This window comes from Amycolatopsis vancoresmycina (assembly GCF_000716785.1).
GTDB lineage: Bacteria > Actinomycetota > Actinomycetes > Mycobacteriales > Pseudonocardiaceae > Amycolatopsis > Amycolatopsis vancoresmycina.
In genome coordinates this window covers 289479-307405 of the sequence record NZ_JNYY01000005.1, presented here as the reverse complement: position 1 = coordinate 307405, position 17927 = coordinate 289479, and the positions used below count along the sequence as shown (strand labels likewise).

15 protein-coding genes are annotated in these 17927 nt (G+C 73.1%); 5 read left to right on the top strand and 10 right to left on the bottom strand.

Annotation, left to right across the window (positions count from 1 at the left end; genetic code table 11):
- Nucleotides 1-57: 57 nt before the first annotated feature.
- On the top strand, nt 58-1560 hold the full coding sequence (locus tag OO60_RS13430) for an FAD-binding oxidoreductase (protein WP_003073521.1): 1503 nt from the start codon (nt 58-60) through the stop codon (nt 1558-1560).
- On the opposite strand, the gene OO60_RS13425 is transcribed toward OO60_RS13430, so the two are convergent.
- The 3 genes from OO60_RS13425 to OO60_RS13415 form a co-directional block, all read right to left on the bottom strand.
- The gene (locus tag OO60_RS13425) at nt 1557-3002 is read right to left on the bottom strand and encodes an aldehyde dehydrogenase family protein (protein ID WP_003073519.1); all 1446 of its coding nucleotides are present in this window, start codon (nt 3000-3002) and stop codon (nt 1557-1559) included. The genes OO60_RS13430 and OO60_RS13425 overlap by 4 nt on opposite strands.
- A gap of 55 nt (nt 3003-3057) precedes the next feature.
- A complete protein-coding gene (locus tag OO60_RS13420) occupies nt 3058-4092 on the bottom strand; it encodes a zinc-dependent alcohol dehydrogenase family protein (protein ID WP_003073516.1) in 1035 nt (344 codons plus the stop codon).
- Between the two features lie 129 nt (nt 4093-4221).
- Nucleotides 4222-4770 (bottom strand): DinB family protein, encoded by a 549-nt coding sequence (locus tag OO60_RS13415; RefSeq protein WP_003073513.1) that lies wholly within the window; start codon nt 4768-4770, stop codon nt 4222-4224.
- 109 nt (nt 4771-4879) lie between these two features.
- Here OO60_RS13415 and guaA point away from each other — a divergent pair, with 109 nt between their 5' ends.
- Nucleotides 4880-6436: a glutamine-hydrolyzing GMP synthase gene (gene guaA / locus OO60_RS13410; protein WP_003073509.1), complete on the top strand. Its 1557-nt coding sequence runs from the start codon at nt 4880-4882 to the stop codon at nt 6434-6436.
- A gap of 64 nt (nt 6437-6500) precedes the next feature.
- On the opposite strand, the gene OO60_RS13405 is transcribed toward guaA, so the two are convergent.
- Both OO60_RS13405 and OO60_RS13400 read right to left on the bottom strand, forming a co-directional pair.
- Nucleotides 6501-6740 (bottom strand): hypothetical protein, encoded by a 240-nt coding sequence (locus OO60_RS13405; protein WP_003073507.1) that lies wholly within the window; start codon nt 6738-6740, stop codon nt 6501-6503.
- Nucleotides 6733-8010 (bottom strand): PspC domain-containing protein, encoded by a 1278-nt coding sequence (locus OO60_RS13400; RefSeq protein ID WP_003073504.1) that lies wholly within the window; start codon nt 8008-8010, stop codon nt 6733-6735. Before OO60_RS13400 ends, OO60_RS13405 begins: the two co-directional genes overlap by 8 nt.
- Nucleotides 8011-8120: 110 nt before the next feature.
- On the opposite strand from OO60_RS13400, the gene OO60_RS13395 reads away from it, so the two are divergent.
- Nucleotides 8121-9425 (top strand): ATP-binding protein, encoded by a 1305-nt coding sequence (locus OO60_RS13395; protein WP_003073501.1) that lies wholly within the window; start codon nt 8121-8123, stop codon nt 9423-9425.
- Between the two features lie 19 nt (nt 9426-9444).
- A complete protein-coding gene (locus tag OO60_RS13390) occupies nt 9445-10113 on the top strand; it encodes a response regulator (protein ID WP_476726792.1) in 669 nt (222 codons plus the stop codon).
- Here OO60_RS13390 and OO60_RS13385 read toward each other — a convergent pair.
- Entirely contained in the window at nt 10110-11015 is a 906-nt protein-coding gene (locus OO60_RS13385) for a DMT family transporter (protein WP_003073497.1), read from the bottom strand. The two genes, OO60_RS13390 and OO60_RS13385, sit on opposite strands and share 4 nt — an antisense overlap.
- A gap of 103 nt (nt 11016-11118) precedes the next feature.
- Between OO60_RS13385 and OO60_RS13380 the strand changes: the two genes are divergently transcribed.
- A complete protein-coding gene (locus tag OO60_RS13380; protein ID WP_003073494.1) occupies nt 11119-12021 on the top strand; it encodes a LysR family transcriptional regulator in 903 nt (300 codons plus the stop codon).
- Here the strand turns inward: OO60_RS13380 and OO60_RS13375 are convergent.
- From OO60_RS13375 to OO60_RS13360, 4 genes are all read right to left on the bottom strand, one after another.
- Nucleotides 12018-13124, bottom strand: a complete 1107-nt coding sequence (locus OO60_RS13375; RefSeq protein ID WP_003073491.1) for a serine/threonine-protein kinase — start codon at nt 13122-13124, stop codon at nt 12018-12020. The two genes, OO60_RS13380 and OO60_RS13375, sit on opposite strands and share 4 nt — an antisense overlap.
- A gap of 13 nt (nt 13125-13137) precedes the next feature.
- Complete coding sequence (locus OO60_RS13370; RefSeq protein ID WP_003073488.1) at nt 13138-14766, bottom strand: serine/threonine-protein kinase; 1629 nt, start codon at nt 14764-14766, stop codon at nt 13138-13140.
- Nucleotides 14767-14981: 215 nt separating this feature from the next.
- Entirely contained in the window at nt 14982-15842 is an 861-nt protein-coding gene (locus OO60_RS13365; RefSeq protein ID WP_003073485.1) for a hypothetical protein, read from the bottom strand.
- Nucleotides 15843-16101: 259 nt separating this feature from the next.
- The gene (locus OO60_RS13360; protein WP_244885521.1) at nt 16102-17643 is read right to left on the bottom strand and encodes a hypothetical protein; all 1542 of its coding nucleotides are present in this window, start codon (nt 17641-17643) and stop codon (nt 16102-16104) included.
- Nucleotides 17644-17927 lie beyond the last annotated feature (284 nt).

Genomic DNA, 17927 nt, shown 5'->3' with positions numbered 1-17927 from the left:
CGGTGAACGCCTTGCGCCCGCTCTACACTGGGCGTTCCCGGCACCGAGGAGTCCGCTGTGGACAGTGAGCACGACCAGGGGCGGCCCGGCGTCCCCCGGAGGGCGTTCCTGCGGATCGCGGGGGTCTCCGCGGCCGGCGCCGTCGCCGCCGCGTGCGGGCCGGAGACGCCGTCGGTGCCGGTTGCCTCGACCGATCCGGCCGTCACGTCGTCCGTGCCGCCCGCCAGCAGGCTGCCGACCGGTCCGCCGAACTGGGACGACCTGCGCAGCCAGCTGACCGGCAGCCTGGTGCGGCCGGGCGCCGCGGGGTACCCGGCCGCCAAGCACGGGTTCAACCAGCTCTTCGACGGCAACAACCCGGTCGCCGTGGCGACCGCGGCGACCGTCGAGGACGTCCAAGCCTGCCTGAAGGCCGCCGCCGGGCGGGTGACCATCGCCGCGCGCAGCGGCGGCCACAGCTACGCCGGCTACTCGGTGCCCGAGGGCGGGCTGGTCGTCGACGTGGCCGCCCTGAACAAGGTCGACGTCCAGGGCAGCAAGGCCGTGATCGGCGCCGGCGCCAAGCTGGGGGACGTCTACGCCGCATTGGCGCAGGCCGGGCGCGCGCTGCCCGCCGGGTCCTGCCCGACGGTCGGGATCGCCGGGCTCACCCTCGGCGGCGGCATCGGCGTGCTCGCCCGCAAGTACGGCCTGACCTGCGACCACCTGAGCTCCGCGCGGGTCGTCACGGCCGACGGCCGGGCGCTCACCGCGTCCGCGGACTCCGAACCGGACCTGTTCTGGGCCCTGCGCGGCGGGGGCGGCGGCAACTTCGGCATCGTCACCGAGTTCACCTTCGACACCGACCCGGCGCCGGACCTCACGGTGTTCACCCTGCGCTTCCCGGCCGGCTCCGCCACCGGCGTGTTCGCCGCGTGGCAGCAGTGGATCGCCGCGATGCCGCCGGAGCTGTGGGCGAACCTCGTGCTCTCGGGCGGGTCACCGGTCCAGTGCCGCGTCGCCGGCTGCTACGTCGGCGGCGCCGCGGGGTTGACCACGCTGCTGAACAACCTGACCACCAACGCCGGCGTGCGCCCCACGCAGCGGGTGGTGAAGAGCCTGGACTACCTGGCCGCCATGAAGTTCTTCGCGGGCAGTTCGGCCCGCCAGTCGTTCGTCGCGTCGTCGCGGATCATCACCACGCCGGTCGACGCCGCGAAGGTCGTCGCGGTCGCCGACGGCCGGTCGGGCATGGACCTGCTCATCGACGGCCTCGGCGGCGCGGTCGCCGGCCCGGCCAAGGACGCCACCGCGTTCTGGCACCGCGACGCGCTGGCCAGCGTGCAGGTCTACGCGCCGGCGACGGCGAAGACCCGGACGAAGGTCGCGCAGTCGGTCGGCGAAGCCGTCGCCGGGCTCGCCGCGGCGGGCGCGGGCGGCGGGTACGTCAACTACATCGACCCGGCCCTGCCCGACTGGAAGGCCGCCTACTACGGCGACAACGCGAAACGCCTCGTGGACGTCTCGCGGAAGTACGACCCGCAGAACGTCTTCCGGTTCGGGCAGGGCGTCGTCAGTTAGAGGTCGATGCCGGTGAAGACCGTGACGCGCTCTTCGGTCAGGTCGTGCATCGCGGCGAGCACGCCTTCGCGGCCGACGCCGGAGCCCTTGACGCCGCCGTAGGGCATCTGGTCGGCGCGGTAGGACGGGACGTCGCCGATGATCACGCCGCCGACCTCGAGTTCGGCCGCCGCGTGGAAGGCCAGCTGGACGTCGGTGGTGAACACCCCGGCCTGCAGGCCGTACGCGGATTCGTTGACCGCGCGGAAGGCGTCGTCCACACCGTCCACAATGGACACCGCGAGCACCGGGCCGAAGATCTCCTCGTTCCACGCCCTGGTGTCCGGCGGGACGTCGGAAAGCAGCGTCGGGGCGACGGTCGCGCCCTCGCGCGTGCCGCCGGTGAGCACCTTCGCGCCCGCCGCGACGGCTTCGTCGATCCACGCGACGATCCGCTCGGCGGCGGCCTCGTCGACCACCGGGCCGACGTCGGTGTTGCGGTCGTACGGGTCGCCGGTCCGCTGCGCCTCGACGGCTTCCACCAGCGCGGGCACGAACTCCTCGGCCACGGCGGCGTCCACGATCACCCGCTGCACCGCGATGCAGGACTGGCCGGCCTGGTAGTTGCCGAAGGTGGCGATCCGGTGCGCCGCGCCTTCGGGGTCGGGCCAGTCGCGCAGCACGACGGCCGCCGCGTTGCCGCCGAGTTCGAGCACGACGTGCTTGCGCGGCGCGGCGTCCTTGAGCGACCAGCCGACCGGGCCGGAGCCGGTGAACGACACGACCGGCAGCCGCGGGTCGGCGACCAGGGCCTGCGTCTCCTCGTTTCCCAGCGGCAGCACGGAAAACGCGCCCTCCGGCAGGTCCGTCTCGGCCAGGATCTCGCCGAGGATCAGCGCCGACAGCGGCGTCCGCGGCGCCGGCTTGACGATGATCGGCGCGCCGATCGCCAGCGACGGCGCCACCTTGTGCGCCACCAGGTTGAGCGGGAAGTTGAACGGCGCGATGCCGAGCACCGGTCCGCGCGGGACGCGGCGGGTCAGCGCCAGCCGCGCCTCGCCCGCGGGGTCGGTGTCGAGGCGCTGGACCTCGCCGGTGAAGCGGCGGGCCTCCTCGGCGGCGATCCGGAACACCGACACCGCGCGCTTGACCTCCGCCTCGGCCCACTTGAGCGGTTTGCCGTTTTCGGCGGTGATCACCTCGGCGATCTCCTCGGCCCGCGCGGCGAGCACGCGCGAAACGTGGTCGAGCGCGCCCGCCCGCAGGTGCGCGGGGGTGCGCCGGAACTCCTTGGCGACCGACGCGGCGGCCGAGACCGCGCGTTCGACCTGGTCCGGCCCCGGCACGGCGACCGTGGCGACCTCGCTGCCGTCGTACGGGTGGTGCACGACGAGGGTGGTGGCGCCCGCCTCGGGGCGGCCGGCGATCCAGGCGGGGCGCGGCTCGGGGGTGATCATGTCCATGCGTACCAACGTAATGCGGGCGGGGGCGCGAACGGGTGACCCCCACCCGGACGGGTCACGGCTTGATGAGCACCTTCAGCGCTTCGCGGTCCGCCATCGCGCGGTAGCCGTCCGGCACGCCTTCGACGTCGATGGTGCGGTCGAAGACCTTGCCCGGCTGGACCTTGCCGTCCAGGACGTCCGGCAGCAGCTCGGGGATGTAGTGCCGCGCCGGGGCGACCCCGCCGGTGACGGTGACGTTGCGCCGGAACACGCCCACCCCGATCGGCCCCTCTTCGTACTGCGGCAGGCCGACCCGGCTCACCGCGCCGCCCGCGCGGACGACGCCGATGCCCATCTCGAACGCGCCCCGGGTGCCGACGCACTCGAGCACGGCGTGCGTGCCCCGGCCGCCCGTCAGCTCGCGCACCTTCTCGATGCCTTCCTCGCCGCGTTCGGCGACGACGTCGGTCGCGCCGAACTCGCGGCCGAGGTCGGTCCGCGCCCGGTGGCGTCCCATGAGGACGATCCGCTCGGCGCCCAGGCGCTTCGCCGCCAGCACGGCGGACAGCCCGACAGCGCCGTCGCCGATGACCGTGACGTTCTGGCCTTCGCGCACTTGCGCCTTCACCGCGGCGTGGTGCCCGGTGGAGAAGACGTCCGACAGCGTCAGCATCGACGCGAGCAGGTCTTCGTCCTCCGTGTGCGGCAGCTTGACCAGCGTGCCGTCGGCCTGCGGCACGCGGACCGCTTCGCCTTGGCCGCCGTCGACCCCCGGGGCGCCCCAGCCGCCGCCGTGCAGGCAGGAGGTCTGGAGCCCTTCGCGGCAGAACTCGCAGGTGTTGTCCGACCAGACGAACGGCGCCACGGCGAGATCACCCTTCGCGAGGGTGGTGACCTCGGCACCGGCTTCCTCGACGATCCCGAGGAACTCGTGCCCGATCCGGCGGCCGTGCTCGCTCGGCTCCATGCCGGCGTACGGCCAGAGGTCGCTGCCGCAGATGCAGGACCGCACGACCCGCAGGACGACATCGGTCGGCTCGGCCAGTTTCGGGTCGGGAACGGTCTCGACCCGCACGTCGCCGGCACCGTAGATGACTGTCGCTCGCATACTGGGGCCTTCCCTGGGCTGAACGGGACAAACGGCGGGGCGCCCCCGGATTCTCGGTCATGCCGCCGCCCGCCGCACCTCCTCCCGCGGGTCGTGAGTGGTAAGGCGGGTTCTAACTCGCCTTACCACTCACGACCGGCTGCGGTAGAGGTCGCGCAGCAGGAGGACTTCGGCGCAGTGGTGGATCAGCTCGCGGTGGATGTGCAGCACGAGTGTCGCCATCGGGTACTCCGCGTACGGGCCCTCCGCCGGTCCGCACGGCCGCGCCAAACCCTCCTCGTCCAGCGACTGCACCCCGGCGATCCACTGCCCGTAGAACTTCTCGAGCTCCGACAGCGCTTCGGCCGCCGTGCCCGGATAGGGGTAGCTGTCGTAGCCGACCGGCGCGCCGCCGAAGTGGGACCCGATCCGCGCGCCCAGCACGCCGACCAGGACGTGGCCGAGCCGCCAGGCGATCGTCGTGACCGGCGGTGGCGTCGGTTCGGGGTAGGCCCAGTCGATCGTGAACGGCCCCGAGCCGGGCTCGTCGGCCGACTTCCGCGGCCGGACCGTCCAGCAGCCGGGGACCGGCTCCCAGAAGTACTCGTCGTCGGTGAGGCCGTCGAGCTTCGGGCGCGTGTGCACCTCCCAGTGGAAGGCGAGCTGGTCGGTCAGTTCCTTGGTCCAGTTCACAGCCATACCGGGCACCGTAGGGCCGATCGCGGACAGGGACGGCCCTGAATCCCGGGTGACCCGGCCCACCTGGGACGATGGTGGGGAATCCCGCTTCTCGCCAGGAGGTCGCCAGGTGCCCAACCCCACCGGTCCGGTTCTCGTCGTGGACTTCGGGGCGCAGTACGCGCAGCTGATCGCCCGGCGCGTCCGCGAGGCACAGATCTACTCGGAGGTCGTGCCGCACAGCGCGTCCACCGAGGAGATCCTCGCGAAGAACCCCGCGGCCATCATCCTTTCCGGTGGTCCTTCGAGCGTGTACGCCGAAGGCGCGCCGGGCATGGACCCGAAGCTCACCGAAGCCGGCGTGCCGATGTTCGGCATCTGCTACGGCCACCAGCTGCTGGCCAGCGCGCTCGGCGGGGTCGTCGAGCCGACCGGGGTCCGCGAGTTCGGGCGCACCGAGGTCCGCGTCACCGGCGACGGCGGTGTCCTGCACGCCGGCCTGCCCGCGCACCAGCCCGCGTGGATGAGCCACAACGACAGCGTCACCAAGGCCCCCGAGGGCGCGGTCGTCACCGCTTCTTCGGACGGCGCCGCGGTCGCCGGCTTCGAAGACGTCGAGCGGCGCTTCGCCGGCGTCCAGTACCACCCGGAGGTCGCGCACTCGCCGCACGGCCAGGAGGTGCTGCGCCGGTTCCTGCACGACATCGCGGGCATCAAGCCGCAGTGGACGACGTCGTCGATCGTCGAAGACCAGGTCAAGCGGATCGGCGACCAGATCGGCGACGGCCGGGCGATCTGCGGCCTGTCCGGCGGCGTCGACTCCGCCGTGGCGGCCGCGCTGGTCCAGCGGGCCATCGGGGACCGGCTGACCTGCGTGTTCGTCGACCACGGCCTGCTGCGCGCGGGGGAGCGGACGCAGGTCGAGCGCGACTTCGTCGCCGCCACCGGCGTCAACCTGGTCACCATCGACGCGCGCGAGCGGTTCCTCGACGCGCTGGCCGGCGTCACCGACCCGGAGCAGAAGCGCAAGATCATCGGCCGCGAGTTCATCCGCGTGTTCGAGCAGGCCGAGCGCGACCTCAAGGCCGAGGGCGACTACAAGTTCCTGGTCCAGGGGACGCTGTACCCGGACGTCGTCGAGTCCGGCGGCGGCGAGGGCACGGCGAACATCAAGAGCCACCACAACGTCGGCGGCCTGCCGGAGGACCTCGAGTTCGAGCTGGTCGAGCCGCTGCGGCTGCTGTTCAAGGACGAGGTCCGCCGGGTCGGCCTGGAGCTGGGCCTGCCCGAGACGATCGTGCAGCGCCAGCCGTTCCCCGGTCCCGGCCTGGGCATCCGCATCATCGGCGCGGTCGACCAGGAGCGTCTGGACACGCTGCGGGCCGCGGACCTGATCGCCCGCGAGGAGCTGACGGCAGCCGGGCTGGACCGCAGCATCTGGCAATGCCCGGTGGTGCTGCTCGCCGACGTCCGCAGCGTCGGCGTCCAGGGCGACGGCCGGACGTACGGGCACCCGGTGGTGCTGCGGCCGGTGTCGTCGGAGGACGCGATGACCGCGGACTGGACGCGCCTGCCCTACGACGTCCTGGAGCGGATCTCCACGCGGATCACCAACGAGGTCGCGGAGGTCAACCGGGTGGTGCTGGACGTGACGTCCAAGCCGCCGGGCACCATCGAGTGGGAGTGAGCCTCCCGTAGACAAGGCTCGAGGCCCCGGCGTGGGATCCGGGGCCTCGAGGGATTTCGGGCGGTCAGCGCCGCCGCTTGCCGAACGACGCGGCGAGCAGCAGCACGCCGACGAACACCGCACCGCCGGCGATCACCCAGCGGAAGTCGAACGAGGGCAGCCAGCTCGCGCCGTCCGAGAGGACGTACGCCGACACCAGCAGCGTCGCGACGCCGACGATCAGGGTGAAGGCGTCCACGCCGCCGCGCCGGGCGGGCTGGGTGTCGGCCGGGTTGTCGTAGGCGTAAGGGTTCTGGTCAGCCACGCCGCACCTCCACGTTGCCCACACTGTTCGACACGTGCAGGGTGATCTTCTGGCCGCCGACGCCGTCGGGGCCGTTGTCCGTACCGGTCAGCGCGGGCTGGCTGATGCCGTCGGTCGAGCGGCCGAAGCACGACGCCTCGCCCGCCCCGGTGCGGCAGTCGAAGGTGACGTCCGCGTTCGCCGGCACGGTGACCGTGGTGTCGCCGGCGCCGTTGGACACGTTCGTCGAGTACGGCGCTCCTTCGGGCAGCTCGGTCAGGTCGAGCCGGATGTCGCCGGCCGCGTGCTGGTAGAGCGGCTTCAGCTCGGTCGACGTCTGCGGCGTCTCCCGGATGTCGCCGACGCCGCCGCGGACCTCGAAGTTCTTGAACGGCGCCGTCGTGAGGACCATGCCGACGATCGCCAGCGGCACCGCGAGCCCGATCAGGCCGCGCCCGCCCCCGGCGAACGCGCCGGCGACCAGGCCGATGCCGACCACGCCGAGCACCAGGCCGATGATGTGCTGCGCGTCGAACCAGGTGGCACCGTTGAGCCCGGCCAGCACCGCGCCACCGGCGGTCACCACGGCGAGGGCGAACGTGGCCGAGCCGACCTTCGACCGCGGGCCACGCTGCGAACCGTGGTGCCGCGGCCGCGGCGGCGCTGCGGGCGGGGGCTCCGGGGCGGGCGTCGCGTCGGGCAGGTCCCAGCCGGCCGGGTCGGCGGCCAGCGGGTCCCAGCCGCGGGCCGGCGTCGGCGCCTCGGCGGTGTCGGTCATGGTGAAGGCTCCGTTTCCGGTGAAGGCCGGGTGGGACGTCCGCACGGCGACGGGCGCGGGCCGGTTCAGGTGGCCGCGGCTGCGGTGCAGCAGGTAGAGCGCGGCGGCGATGAGCGCGCAGCTGATGAGGCCGCCGCCGTCGAACCACGAGCCGGTGATCGACCCCCCGGTGCTGACGACGGTGAGCACGAGCAGCACGACGGCGAAGGCGGGCGACACCGACGACCGGCCGCGCCCGATCAGCCCCTCGAAGCCGGAGACCTCGTCGCTCTCCCCGGGGAAGAACAGCCACCCCAGCAGGTAGAAGGGCACCCCGAAGCCGCCGAAGATCGTCGTCACGACGAGGGCGATCCGCACGACGACGGGATCGACCCCGTACCGGTACCCGATGGCGGCGGCCACGCCCGCGAGCTTGCGCCCGGCGTGCGGCCGCCGCGGCCGGCTGGCCCAGAAGTCCTTCACGGTCTCCTCGAAGCCGTTCAGGACCCCCGGCTTCTCGCTCGCACCACTCATACCGAGAAGCATGCGGCACCGAGGCCGGCCGGACATCCGGGATGGTCCCTGAGGTTTCCCCTGGCTCTCCGGATCAGGGGTTTCCCGGATGGAACCGCATCCGCGTGCGTGTGACCATGGACGGCGTGCAGGAGTCCCTCGACCACGTCACCGCCGAGCAGGCGATCACGCCCGCGGACCCGAGCAGGCCCAAGATGTTCCGGCGCCGGTCCGGGCGGGCCATCGCCGGGGTCGCCGGGGGGCTCGCCGATCACCTCGGCGTGCCGGTCCTCTGGGTGCGGACGGTGTTCGCGCTGCTCGCCGCGCTCAACGGCGCCGGGCTGCTCGCCTACGGCCTCCTCTGGGTGTTCGTCCAGCAGCAGTCCGAAGAAGCCGCGGAAGCGCCGAAGCCGAAGGAACGCCAACAGGCGTTCGGCCTGATCGCGCTGGGCGTCGGGCTCGCGGTCGCCAGCGGGACGCTCACCGGGTTCATCAGCGGCTGGGTCGCCGTGCCGCTGGCCGTCGCCATGATCGGTCTCGCGGTCGTCTGGCGGGAGGCCGACGAGTCGCAGCGCCGTCGCTGGCGCGTCGGGGCGAAGGACGGCTTCGCGGGCGCCTTCCTCGGCGGGGGTGGCTGGTCGGCCGCCATCCGGGTCGTCGCCGGTGTCGCGCTGGTGATCACCGGCATCACCGTCGTCGTGCTGCGCAGCGGCACCCTCGACCAGGTCCAGTTCGCGCTCATCGCGGTCCTCGCGACGCTGATCGGCGTCGCCGTGCTGACCGTGCCGTTCTGGCTGCGGCTGGTCCGGGACCTTTCCGACGAGCGCAAGGCCCGCATCCGCACCGACGAACGCGCCGAGATCGCCGCCCACCTGCACGACTCGGTCCTGCAAACCCTCGCGCTGATCCAGAAGCAGAGCGAGCAGCCCCGCGAGGTCGCGCGGCTGGCCCGCAGCCAGGAGCGTGAGTTGCGCGGCTGGCTCTACGGCGCAGGCGGCTACGGCAAGCCCTCGGAGAAGCCCGAAGAATCGACGGGCCAGCTCTCCGAAGCCCTCGCCACGGCGTGCGGCGAGGTCGAGGACACCTTCGCCATCTCGGTCGGGCAGGTCGTCGTCGGCGACGCCGAGCTGGACGAATCGCTGGCCGCGCTCGTCCAGGCCGCCCGCGAGGCCATCGTCAACGCCGCCAAGCACGCCGGGGTCGACGAGGTCAGCGTCTACGCCGAGGTCGAGCCGACGTCGGTCACCGTGTTCGTCCGCGACCGCGGGAAGGGCTTCGACCCCGACCTCGTCCCGGACGACCGCCACGGGCTCGCCGACTCGATCCGCGGCCGGATGACCCGGCACGGCGGCACGTGCAAGGTCCGGACCGCGCCGGGGGAAGGCACCGAGGTGCAGCTCGCCATGCCGGTGAAAGCGGGCAAGGGAGCGGCGTGAGGCGGCTATGCTCGACGACGTGACGGACAGCCAGCGCGAACCGGTCAAGGTGTTCCTCGTCGACGACCACGCGCTGTTCCGCGCGGGCGTGCGCACCGAGCTCGACTCGATCACCGACGAGGTCCGCGTCGTCGGCGAGGCCGGCTCGGTCGCCGAGGCGGTCGCCGGGATCGCCCGGACGAAGCCGCAGGTGGTACTGCTCGACGTGCACATGCCCGACGGCGGCGGCGCCGAGGTGCTGCGCCGCGTCCGCCCCGAGCTGCCGGACGTCGTGTTCCTGGCCCTCTCGGTTTCCGATGCGGCCGAGGACGTGATCGCGGTCATCCGCGCCGGCGCGCGCGGGTACGTCACGAAGACGATCTCGTCGAAGGAGCTGGTCCGCGCGGTGGTCCGCGTCGCGGACGGCGACGCGGTGTTCTCCCCGCGGCTGGCCGGGTTCGTGCTGGACGCGTTCGCCGACCGCCCGGGTTCGGCGCCGATCAACGACCCCGAGCTGGACCTGCTGACCCCACGCGAGCGCGACGTCCTGCGGCTGCTGGCCCGCGGGTACGCCTACAAGGAGATCGCGTCCGAGCTGTTCATCTCGGTGAAGACGGTCGAGACGCACGTGTCGAGCGTGCTGCGGAAGACCCAGCTGTCGAACCGCTACGAGCTCTCCCGCTGGGCCTCCGACCGCCGCCTCGTCTAAACCCGTTCCAGCGCCGGCTCCACGGCCGGCACGCGCTTCGGGATCCGCGTCAGCGCCACGCCGCCGAGTACGACCACCATGCCCGCGATCACCCGCAGGTGCAGCTGCTCGCCCAGGAACACCGCGCCGAGCAGCACGGACACCACCGGCAGCAGGTAGCCGACCACGGACGCCGCCACCGCGCCTTCGCTCGCCAGCAGCTGGTAGTTCAGCGCGAACGCGATGCCCGTCGACCCGATGCCGAGGACCAGGACCGAGAGCAGCGGCCCCGCGGACACGTGGACCGGCGTGAACCCGCCCGCCGGCAGGGCCAGCACCAGCATCCCGCTGGCCAGCAGCATCTGGCCCGCCGAAGTCGCGTACGGCGACAGCGAGGGGTCCGACAGGTACTTGCCTTCGTAGACGAACGCGAAGCCGTAGCTGGCCGCGGCCGCGAGGCACGCCAGCGCGCCCCAGCTCAGCAGGCCCGATGCCTGCCACGGCGCGAAGATCAGCAGGATACCGCCGAGGCCGACGACCAGCCCGGCCAGCCGCGCCCCGGTCATCCGCGACGACGTCCCCATCAGCGGCGCGGCGAGCAGCACCCACAACGGCGTCGTCGAGTTCAGCACGCCGGTGATCCCCGAATCGACCGTCGTCTCGCCGATCGCGAACAGCAGGAACGGCAGCGCGTTGTGGAAGAACGCCGCGACGGCCAGGTGGCCCCACATCCGGCGGCCGCGCGGCAGCCGCGCCCGATGCAGCCGGCACAGCACCAGCAGCATGGCCGCGCCGAGCACCAGCCGCGCCAGCACGAGCTGGACCGGCGAGAACATCCCCAGCCCCAGCTTGATCCAGAAGAAACTCGAGCCCCACATGAGCGCCAGCGCGGCGATCCTGAGCAGGGTCTTCGTTTCGCCCACCCCAGTCCTCCTTCGATACCAGCGCCAGCTTCACCCGCGGCAGACGTAAGGACAAGCGAAAATAACTGCAGGGACACTTAAGCTGAGCTGTACGATCAGCGGCATGCTCGACGTCCGCCGCATGCAGGTCCTCCGCGCCGTGATCACCAGCGGGTCGATCACCGCCGCGGCCCGCAACCTCGGGTACACGCCGTCCGCGATCAGCCAGCAGCTGTCCGCGCTGGAGCGCGAAGCCGGCACCGAGCTGCTCGAACGCGTCGGCCGCGGCGTCCGGCCGACACCAGCGGGCGCGCTGCTGTCCGAACACGCCGAGACGCTCAGCGCCGAGCTCGCCAAGGCCGAAGCGGCGTTGACCGAGCTCAAGGAGGGCCGCACCGGCCGCGTCGCGATCCGCTACTTCGCGACGGCGGGCGCGTCGCTCGTCCCGCCCGCCATCGCCGCCGTCCGGCGTGAGCACCCCGGCGTGCACCTGGACCTCAAGCTGGTCGAGCTCGACGACCCGATCCTGGACGTCGAATCGGGCGACGCGGACGTCGCCATCACGGTCTTCCCGCGCAAGACCCCGCCGGGCAAGGGGGTCGAGCTGGTGCACCTGCTCGACGACCCGTACCGGGCGGTGCTGCCGAAGGCCCACCCGCTGGCCCGCAAGCGCGTGCTGGACCTGACGGAGTTCGCCGAGGAGCCCTGGGTCGGCGTCGACGGCCTGCCCGGCGTCTGCCGCGACATCCTGCAGGGCGCCTGCGCGTCCGCCGGCTTCGCCCCGAACATCGTGGTCGAGTCCGAGGACTACCAGACGGCCCAGGGTTTCGTCGCGGCCGGCATCGGCGTCGGCCTGATCCCCGAGCTGGGGCTCGGCGCCCAGCACCCCGGGGTGGTGGTCCGCCGGATCCGGCACCCGGAGCCGGTGCGCGCGATCCACGCCGCGGTGGCGTCGCGGGCGTGGGGTCACCCGGCGGTCCGCACGCTGCTGGAAGCCATGCGCGCGGCGACCGCCAAAGTGGCTTAGACGAAGAACAGCTCCGACACCAGGATGCCGACCAGCACGGCCGCGAGGATCGCGGCCACGGTGATCAGCGCCTTCTTCGACACCGGCAGGTTCCACGCCTGGTCCTGGCCCTGAACCGCGGGCTGGGCGCCCGGCGCGAGCGGCGGCGCGTACTGCGTCGGCGGCGGAACCGGCTGCATCCGCTGCGTCTGCTCCGCCGCGGAGAAGCCGGGCGCGGAGACCGGGAGCTGCTGCTGGAACTGCGGTCCCGACGGCGGCATCGGCGGCCCCGCGGGCGCCAGCCCCGGGTTGAAGGGCGGGGGCGGCGGTGGCGGCATCCCGGGCGCGGTCGGCGGGATGAACGCCGTTTCGCGGCCTTCGGTGATGGCCTTCATCGAGTTGACGGTGTCCGCCATCGTCGGCCGGGTCGTCGGGTCCGGGCGCAGCATCTTGCGCAGCGCCTCGGTGAGGACGCCGGAGTTCTGCGGCGGGCGCTCGGACGACTGGCCGTCGTCCCCGAACGGTGGCACGCCCTCCACCGACGTGTAGAGCGTCGCGCCGAGGGAGAAGACGTCGGCGGCCGGTGTGGGCGGCAGCCCCCGCGCGACCTCGGGCGCGACGTACGCCGCGTGCGGCCCGCCACCGCTGATGCCGATGTCGGTGAGCTTCACGCCGCCGTCGTCGGCCAGGAGCACCGTGCCCGGTTCCAGGGTGCGGTGCACGAACCCGGCCGCGTGGATGGCCGCCAGCGCGTTGCCGAGCTGGATGCCGAGCTGCGCCGCCTGGTCGGGGGTCAGCCTGCCGTGCTCGGCGAGGAACGTCGCCATGCTGCGCGACGGGATGTACTCCATCACCAGCCAGACGTCCTGGCCGTCGGGCAGCACGTCGAACACCTTGATCGCGCACGGGTGCTCGATGCGCGCCGCGTCCTTGCCCTCCTGCATGGCGGCCGCGCGCGCCTGCTCGGCGCGGTCGCCCGCGCCGACCGGCAGGTACATCCGCTTCATCGCGACGGTCCGGAACAGCCGCGTGTCGAACGCCAGCCAGACGATGCCGGCGCGGCCGCGGCCGATCGGCTGGTCCAGCCGGAACCGGCCGCCGACGATGGTTCCTTCAGAACTCAAAACTGACCTCGGGTCACGGCGTCGAAGGAGTGGTTGGCGTCACCGGCGTGGTCGTCGGCGGAGCTTCACTACTGGTTTCCGGCGGGGTCGTCTTCGGGGTGGTCTTCGGCGTAGTGGACGTCGGCGGTTCGGAGCTCCGCGAGGTCGTCGCCTTCTTCGACGACGAGCTCGACTCCGTCGCCGGAGGCGGCACGTCCGCCGTGCTGAACGGCGTGTCCGTCGTGGACGGCACCGACTCCGACGTCGCGGCGGGCGACGGCTTGGTGCTGGAGATCTGCGTGGCCGGGGCCTCCGGGTTGTTCGGGCTCAGCAGCCACACGACGAGCGCGACCAGGCCCACCACCACGACCCCGCCGATGATCGCCGGGCGCTTCCACGCGCCGGGCTTGCCCTCGTCCTCGTCGACCGGGCTCATCTGCGGGCGCGACCGCGCCGGGGGCGGCGGGGCGGGCTCGTCGTCGTAATCGTCGTAGTCGTCCTCGTAGCCGCCCTGCTCGTGCGGCGGCACCGGCACGGCGCGGGTCGCGGCCAGGCCGGGCGGCACGCCTCCGGCGGCGTGGTGGTCGTCCTCGCGGTAGTGGCCGTACCCGTCGTAGTCGTCCTCCGGGTAGCCGGTGGCCTCCGGGTAGTCGTCCTCGTCGTAGTACGGCACGGCCTGCGTCGGAGCTGCGCCGCCGCCGCCGAGCAGCGTGCCCGAGTGGCCGGCCGGGATCTCGTCGAACATCTGGGTGGCGTTCGGGTCCGCGACGGCGGCCGCGCCGAGGACGCCGGCGGACGGCGCCAGCATGGTCTCGTCCGCCGGGCCGCCGAGCGGGGTCTCGCCGCGCGCGACGGCCGCGAGCAGCTCCTCGCACTCTTCGGCGGTCGGCCGGTGCTCGACGTCCGGGTGCAGCAGCACGGCCAGCACGCTGGCCAGCGGCCCGGACTGGCGCGGCGGGTTGATCTGCCCGGCCGCGACCGCGTGCAGCAGGCTCAGCGTGTTCTCGGACAGCCCGAACGGCGGCTGGCCCTCGCACGCCGCGTACAGCGTGGAGCCGAGCGAGAAGACGTCGGACTCCGGACCGGGCTCGCCGCCGATGGCCACCTCGGGGGCCAGGTAGGCGGGCGTGCCGGCGATCATCCCGGTCTTGGTGACCGTGACGTCGTCCTTGGCCCGGGAGATGCCGAAGTCGGTGATCTTCACGACGCCGTTACCGCCGAGCAGGATGTTGCCCGGCTTGATGTCGCGGTGCACGATGCCGACCGCGTGCGCCTCGCGCAGCGCCGCGGCGACCTGGGCGCCGATGCGCGCCACCTCGGTCGGCGGCAGCGTGCGGCGTTCCTGCAGCACGGCGGCCAGGCTGGTGGAGTTGAGGTACTCCATGATCAGGCACGGCTGCCCGTTGTCGTCGGTGACGACGTCGAACACCGAGATCGCGTTGGGGTGGTGCAGGCGGGCCGCGATCCGGCCCTCGCGCATCGTCCGCTGCCGGGCGTCCTCGGCGTCGTGCTCGTCCAGGTGGGGCTGGAGCAGGAGCTGCTTGATGGCCACGGTGCGGCCCAGGACCTCGTCGTGCGCCTGCCAGACGGCCCCCATCGCGCCCGTGCCGATCCGGCCGACGATGCGGTACCGATCGGCGACCAGACGACCCTCGTCGCTCACGCGACCTCCCTTTGGGCTCCGACTTCACCAGGGCGTGAGGATCGGTGCCTGGTGACGCGGCCACGTGTACGCCGCTTCGCTGGAGCGTATGCACATGTCGTGGGCTGCGTGCCGGCTTCACGGAGACCGGCCCGTGACAAGGCTAGGCGCTCACTCTGCGCACACGAATCCGGTACGGGCACTTGAACCACGGGTGAAGGGGTGATCGCCGAGGGCTACATGTACTGGGCCGAGACGAGCTCGGCTTCGGTGATCAGCCCACCGGTGTCGGCGACCCGGAACAGCTGGGTGACCCGCACCAGTGCGCCGTCCGGCCGGTGCAGCGTGGCGACCGCGAGGATCGAGCCGTCCGGCTTGATCTGCGTGTCGGCCTCCTGGACGTCGATGGCGTCCATCGCGCTCCACGTGCGGACCAGCTCACCCGCCGAGCCGCCGGCCAGCGAAGGGCTCAGCAGTGCCAGCGCGCCCGCCGAGTTCCGCGCGATGGCGGCGTAGAAGTCCTTGACGGCCTGGATCTTGCGGCTCGCGCTGCGCGCGTCGGCCGCCGTGTCCGGGATCGAGGTGGCCGGGGCGGGCGCCGCCTGGGCTCGCGGGGTGCCGCTCGCCGTCCGGTCGTCCGCGGGCTGGTCGTCGGCGTGCGTGCCGGGCGCTGTCGTCCCGCGCTGCTCCGGCGCGCCGCCACCGGCCTGGTGCTGCGGCACGGCGAGGCCGCCGAGCTCGGCGGCGCCGGTGAACCCGGCGGGCGTGGACTGGCCGCCCGCGGAGACGGCGCGGTGCGAGCTGGTCAGCATCGGCGCGGCGATCACCGCACCGGCGACGAGCGCACCCGCGCCGACGAGCCCGGCCAGCTTCGCGCGGCGGGCGAGCCGGCTTTCCGGTTCCCCGGCGTCGTCGGCCTGCTCCGGCTCGCGGGCCGGCTCGGTCCGCCGCGGCAGGAACCGCTGCGGGTCGCGGACGACCTGCTCGAGGTGGTCGCGGTCGGCGTCGGCGACGCCGTCCAGGATCTCGGCCGGGATGATGTCCTCGACGCGGACGGCGTGCGGTGACTCACGCCGTGTGCGCTGCCGATCAAGCACGAAAGTCCTCGCTCTGGGGTTCCGGGGACGGGCGTCCGCCGTTCGGCCGGTGCCCGTTGGTCCGGTTGGCCGGTTCGTGGCCGGCTCCGGATCCGCTAGTCGTCAGGTAACCCTGTGCGGACGGCGACCACCAGGCTCTGTCGCCGGAATGCCGTCGCGATACGACGAGCGGCAGCTTATGTCACCCACCCGGACCAGGCATAACCGCTCGGCGCACCGCACGTGCATCAGAACGGGCGAACGGCACGTGCAGGCGTGGCTACTGACCGTCAGCGGTGATCTTGTCGCCGTCGCCGAAGGTCAGGGTGCGCTGCTCGACCGTCTTGGTCCCGTCGGTGTGGGTGACCTCGACGGTGTTGACGGTGACGCCGCGCTGCTGGTCGATGCTGACCTTCTTGACTTCGAAGTACGCGATGCCCTCGTAGCGGCGGGCGAGGGCCTGCGGGCCCTGGTCGTGCAGCTCGCCGGTGGTCACCGAAGACGCCGCGGCGGGGTCGGTGGTGACGGTGTTGAAGAACTTTTCCGAGTTGTCCCCCATGGTCTGGGCGTCCGGCGGGAAGGAGTACCACCACGGCGGCTTGACCGGGGTCTCCCGCTGGGCGGGCGTGACGGGCGGCTTCCGCGGCGTCCGGTCGGCGGTGGCGGGCCCGGTCGTCGCGGTGGACGGCGCCTCGGTGCTCCCGGCGGGCGGGGGAGCGACGCCGTCGACCGGCCCGGCCCCGCCGCCACCGCTGGTCTTCCCGGGAGCGCTCGCGGAGGAGGAGGCGGCGGTTTCCGGCCCGGCGGCGGAACCGCCCTCGGTGGGCGCCCGGTGCCCGGAGGTGGGATCGGCAACGGCCGGCGCGCCCTGGTAGCCGGGCCACGCGCCCTGCACGGCCTGGTCGACGGGAGGTTTCCCGACGAGGAAGGACCCGGCGCACAGCAGCCCGACGACGACGGCCCCGGAGGCGCCGGTGGCGAACCAGGCGGCCTTCCGCCAGGTCTTGGGCGGCGTGACGGAGGCGGGCACGGACCCGATGGTGAAGCCGCCGAGCCCGTCGATCGGCGGAGCGGAGTAGATGCGGGCGTCGTCTTCGTCGACGTCCACCCCGCGCGGCGCGGGGGAGGCGAGCGAGACCCGGGTCCGCCGGGCGGCCTGGTCGGAGGGGGATTCGACGGGCGCCTCGGCCGGGTCGTCTTCGAAGTCTTCGTCCAGGTCCTCGAAGGCATCGAGGGGAAGGCTCCCGCGCACGGCCGGGAAGAGCGGAGCGGGCCGCCCGTCCCGCGGCTGCGGCAGGGACGGCAGCGGGAGGCAGCCGGACAGCACCGGTTCGGCGGCGGCGGGACCGTCGGTGTGGCGCCGGCTGAGCGGGAGCGACCCGGACAGCGCCGGATCAGCCGCGCCACGGTCGGTGGGCCGGATGGAGTGGGACTGCGTGATCGGGCCGGCCGACCCGGACAGCGCGGGATCGGCCGCCAGATCACCGGTGTGCCGCATGGTCTGCGGCACCGGGTCGGCCGCCGGCCGGGCCGCGTACTGCGGCGCGAGCGACCCCGTCAGCACCGGATCGGCCACCGCCGCGTCGCCGGTGTACGGCACGGAATAGTCCTGAGGGCACGAGCCTGCGGCCGCACCACCGCGGTGTTCGGCCTGCGGCGGGACCCCGCCCACCGGCGGCTCGGTCACCCGGCCCGCCGCGTGGTGCCGCACCGGGCGGTGCTGCGGGAGCGGCGGCGTCCAGCTCTCCGCGCCGCCGCGCCGGTGCCGTCCGGGGTGCGCGGGCGCTGTCGCGCGTCCGGGGAACTCCGTTCCTTGGCTCATGTGGGCTCGACCACCCGGCGGAGCACTCCTGACGCCATCCGGCGGCCGGAAGACCCGATCGGAGCACCCTCACGCGCGGAATCTCGTTCGGAATCCTGCGCAAATGCACGCGCACGCAACAGTGGGCGCGCGGGGCCAGTGCCCCCGCGCGTCCTACGGGCGTTGCCCGACCCAGACGCAAGGGTCCTCACGCCGTCAACCCTAGGAGCATCCGGCGGAGAAAGTCGCCCCCAAACCTGCAAGTTGCAGAGGTTTCACTCGGTCGGGCGCGACCGAACGGGCGA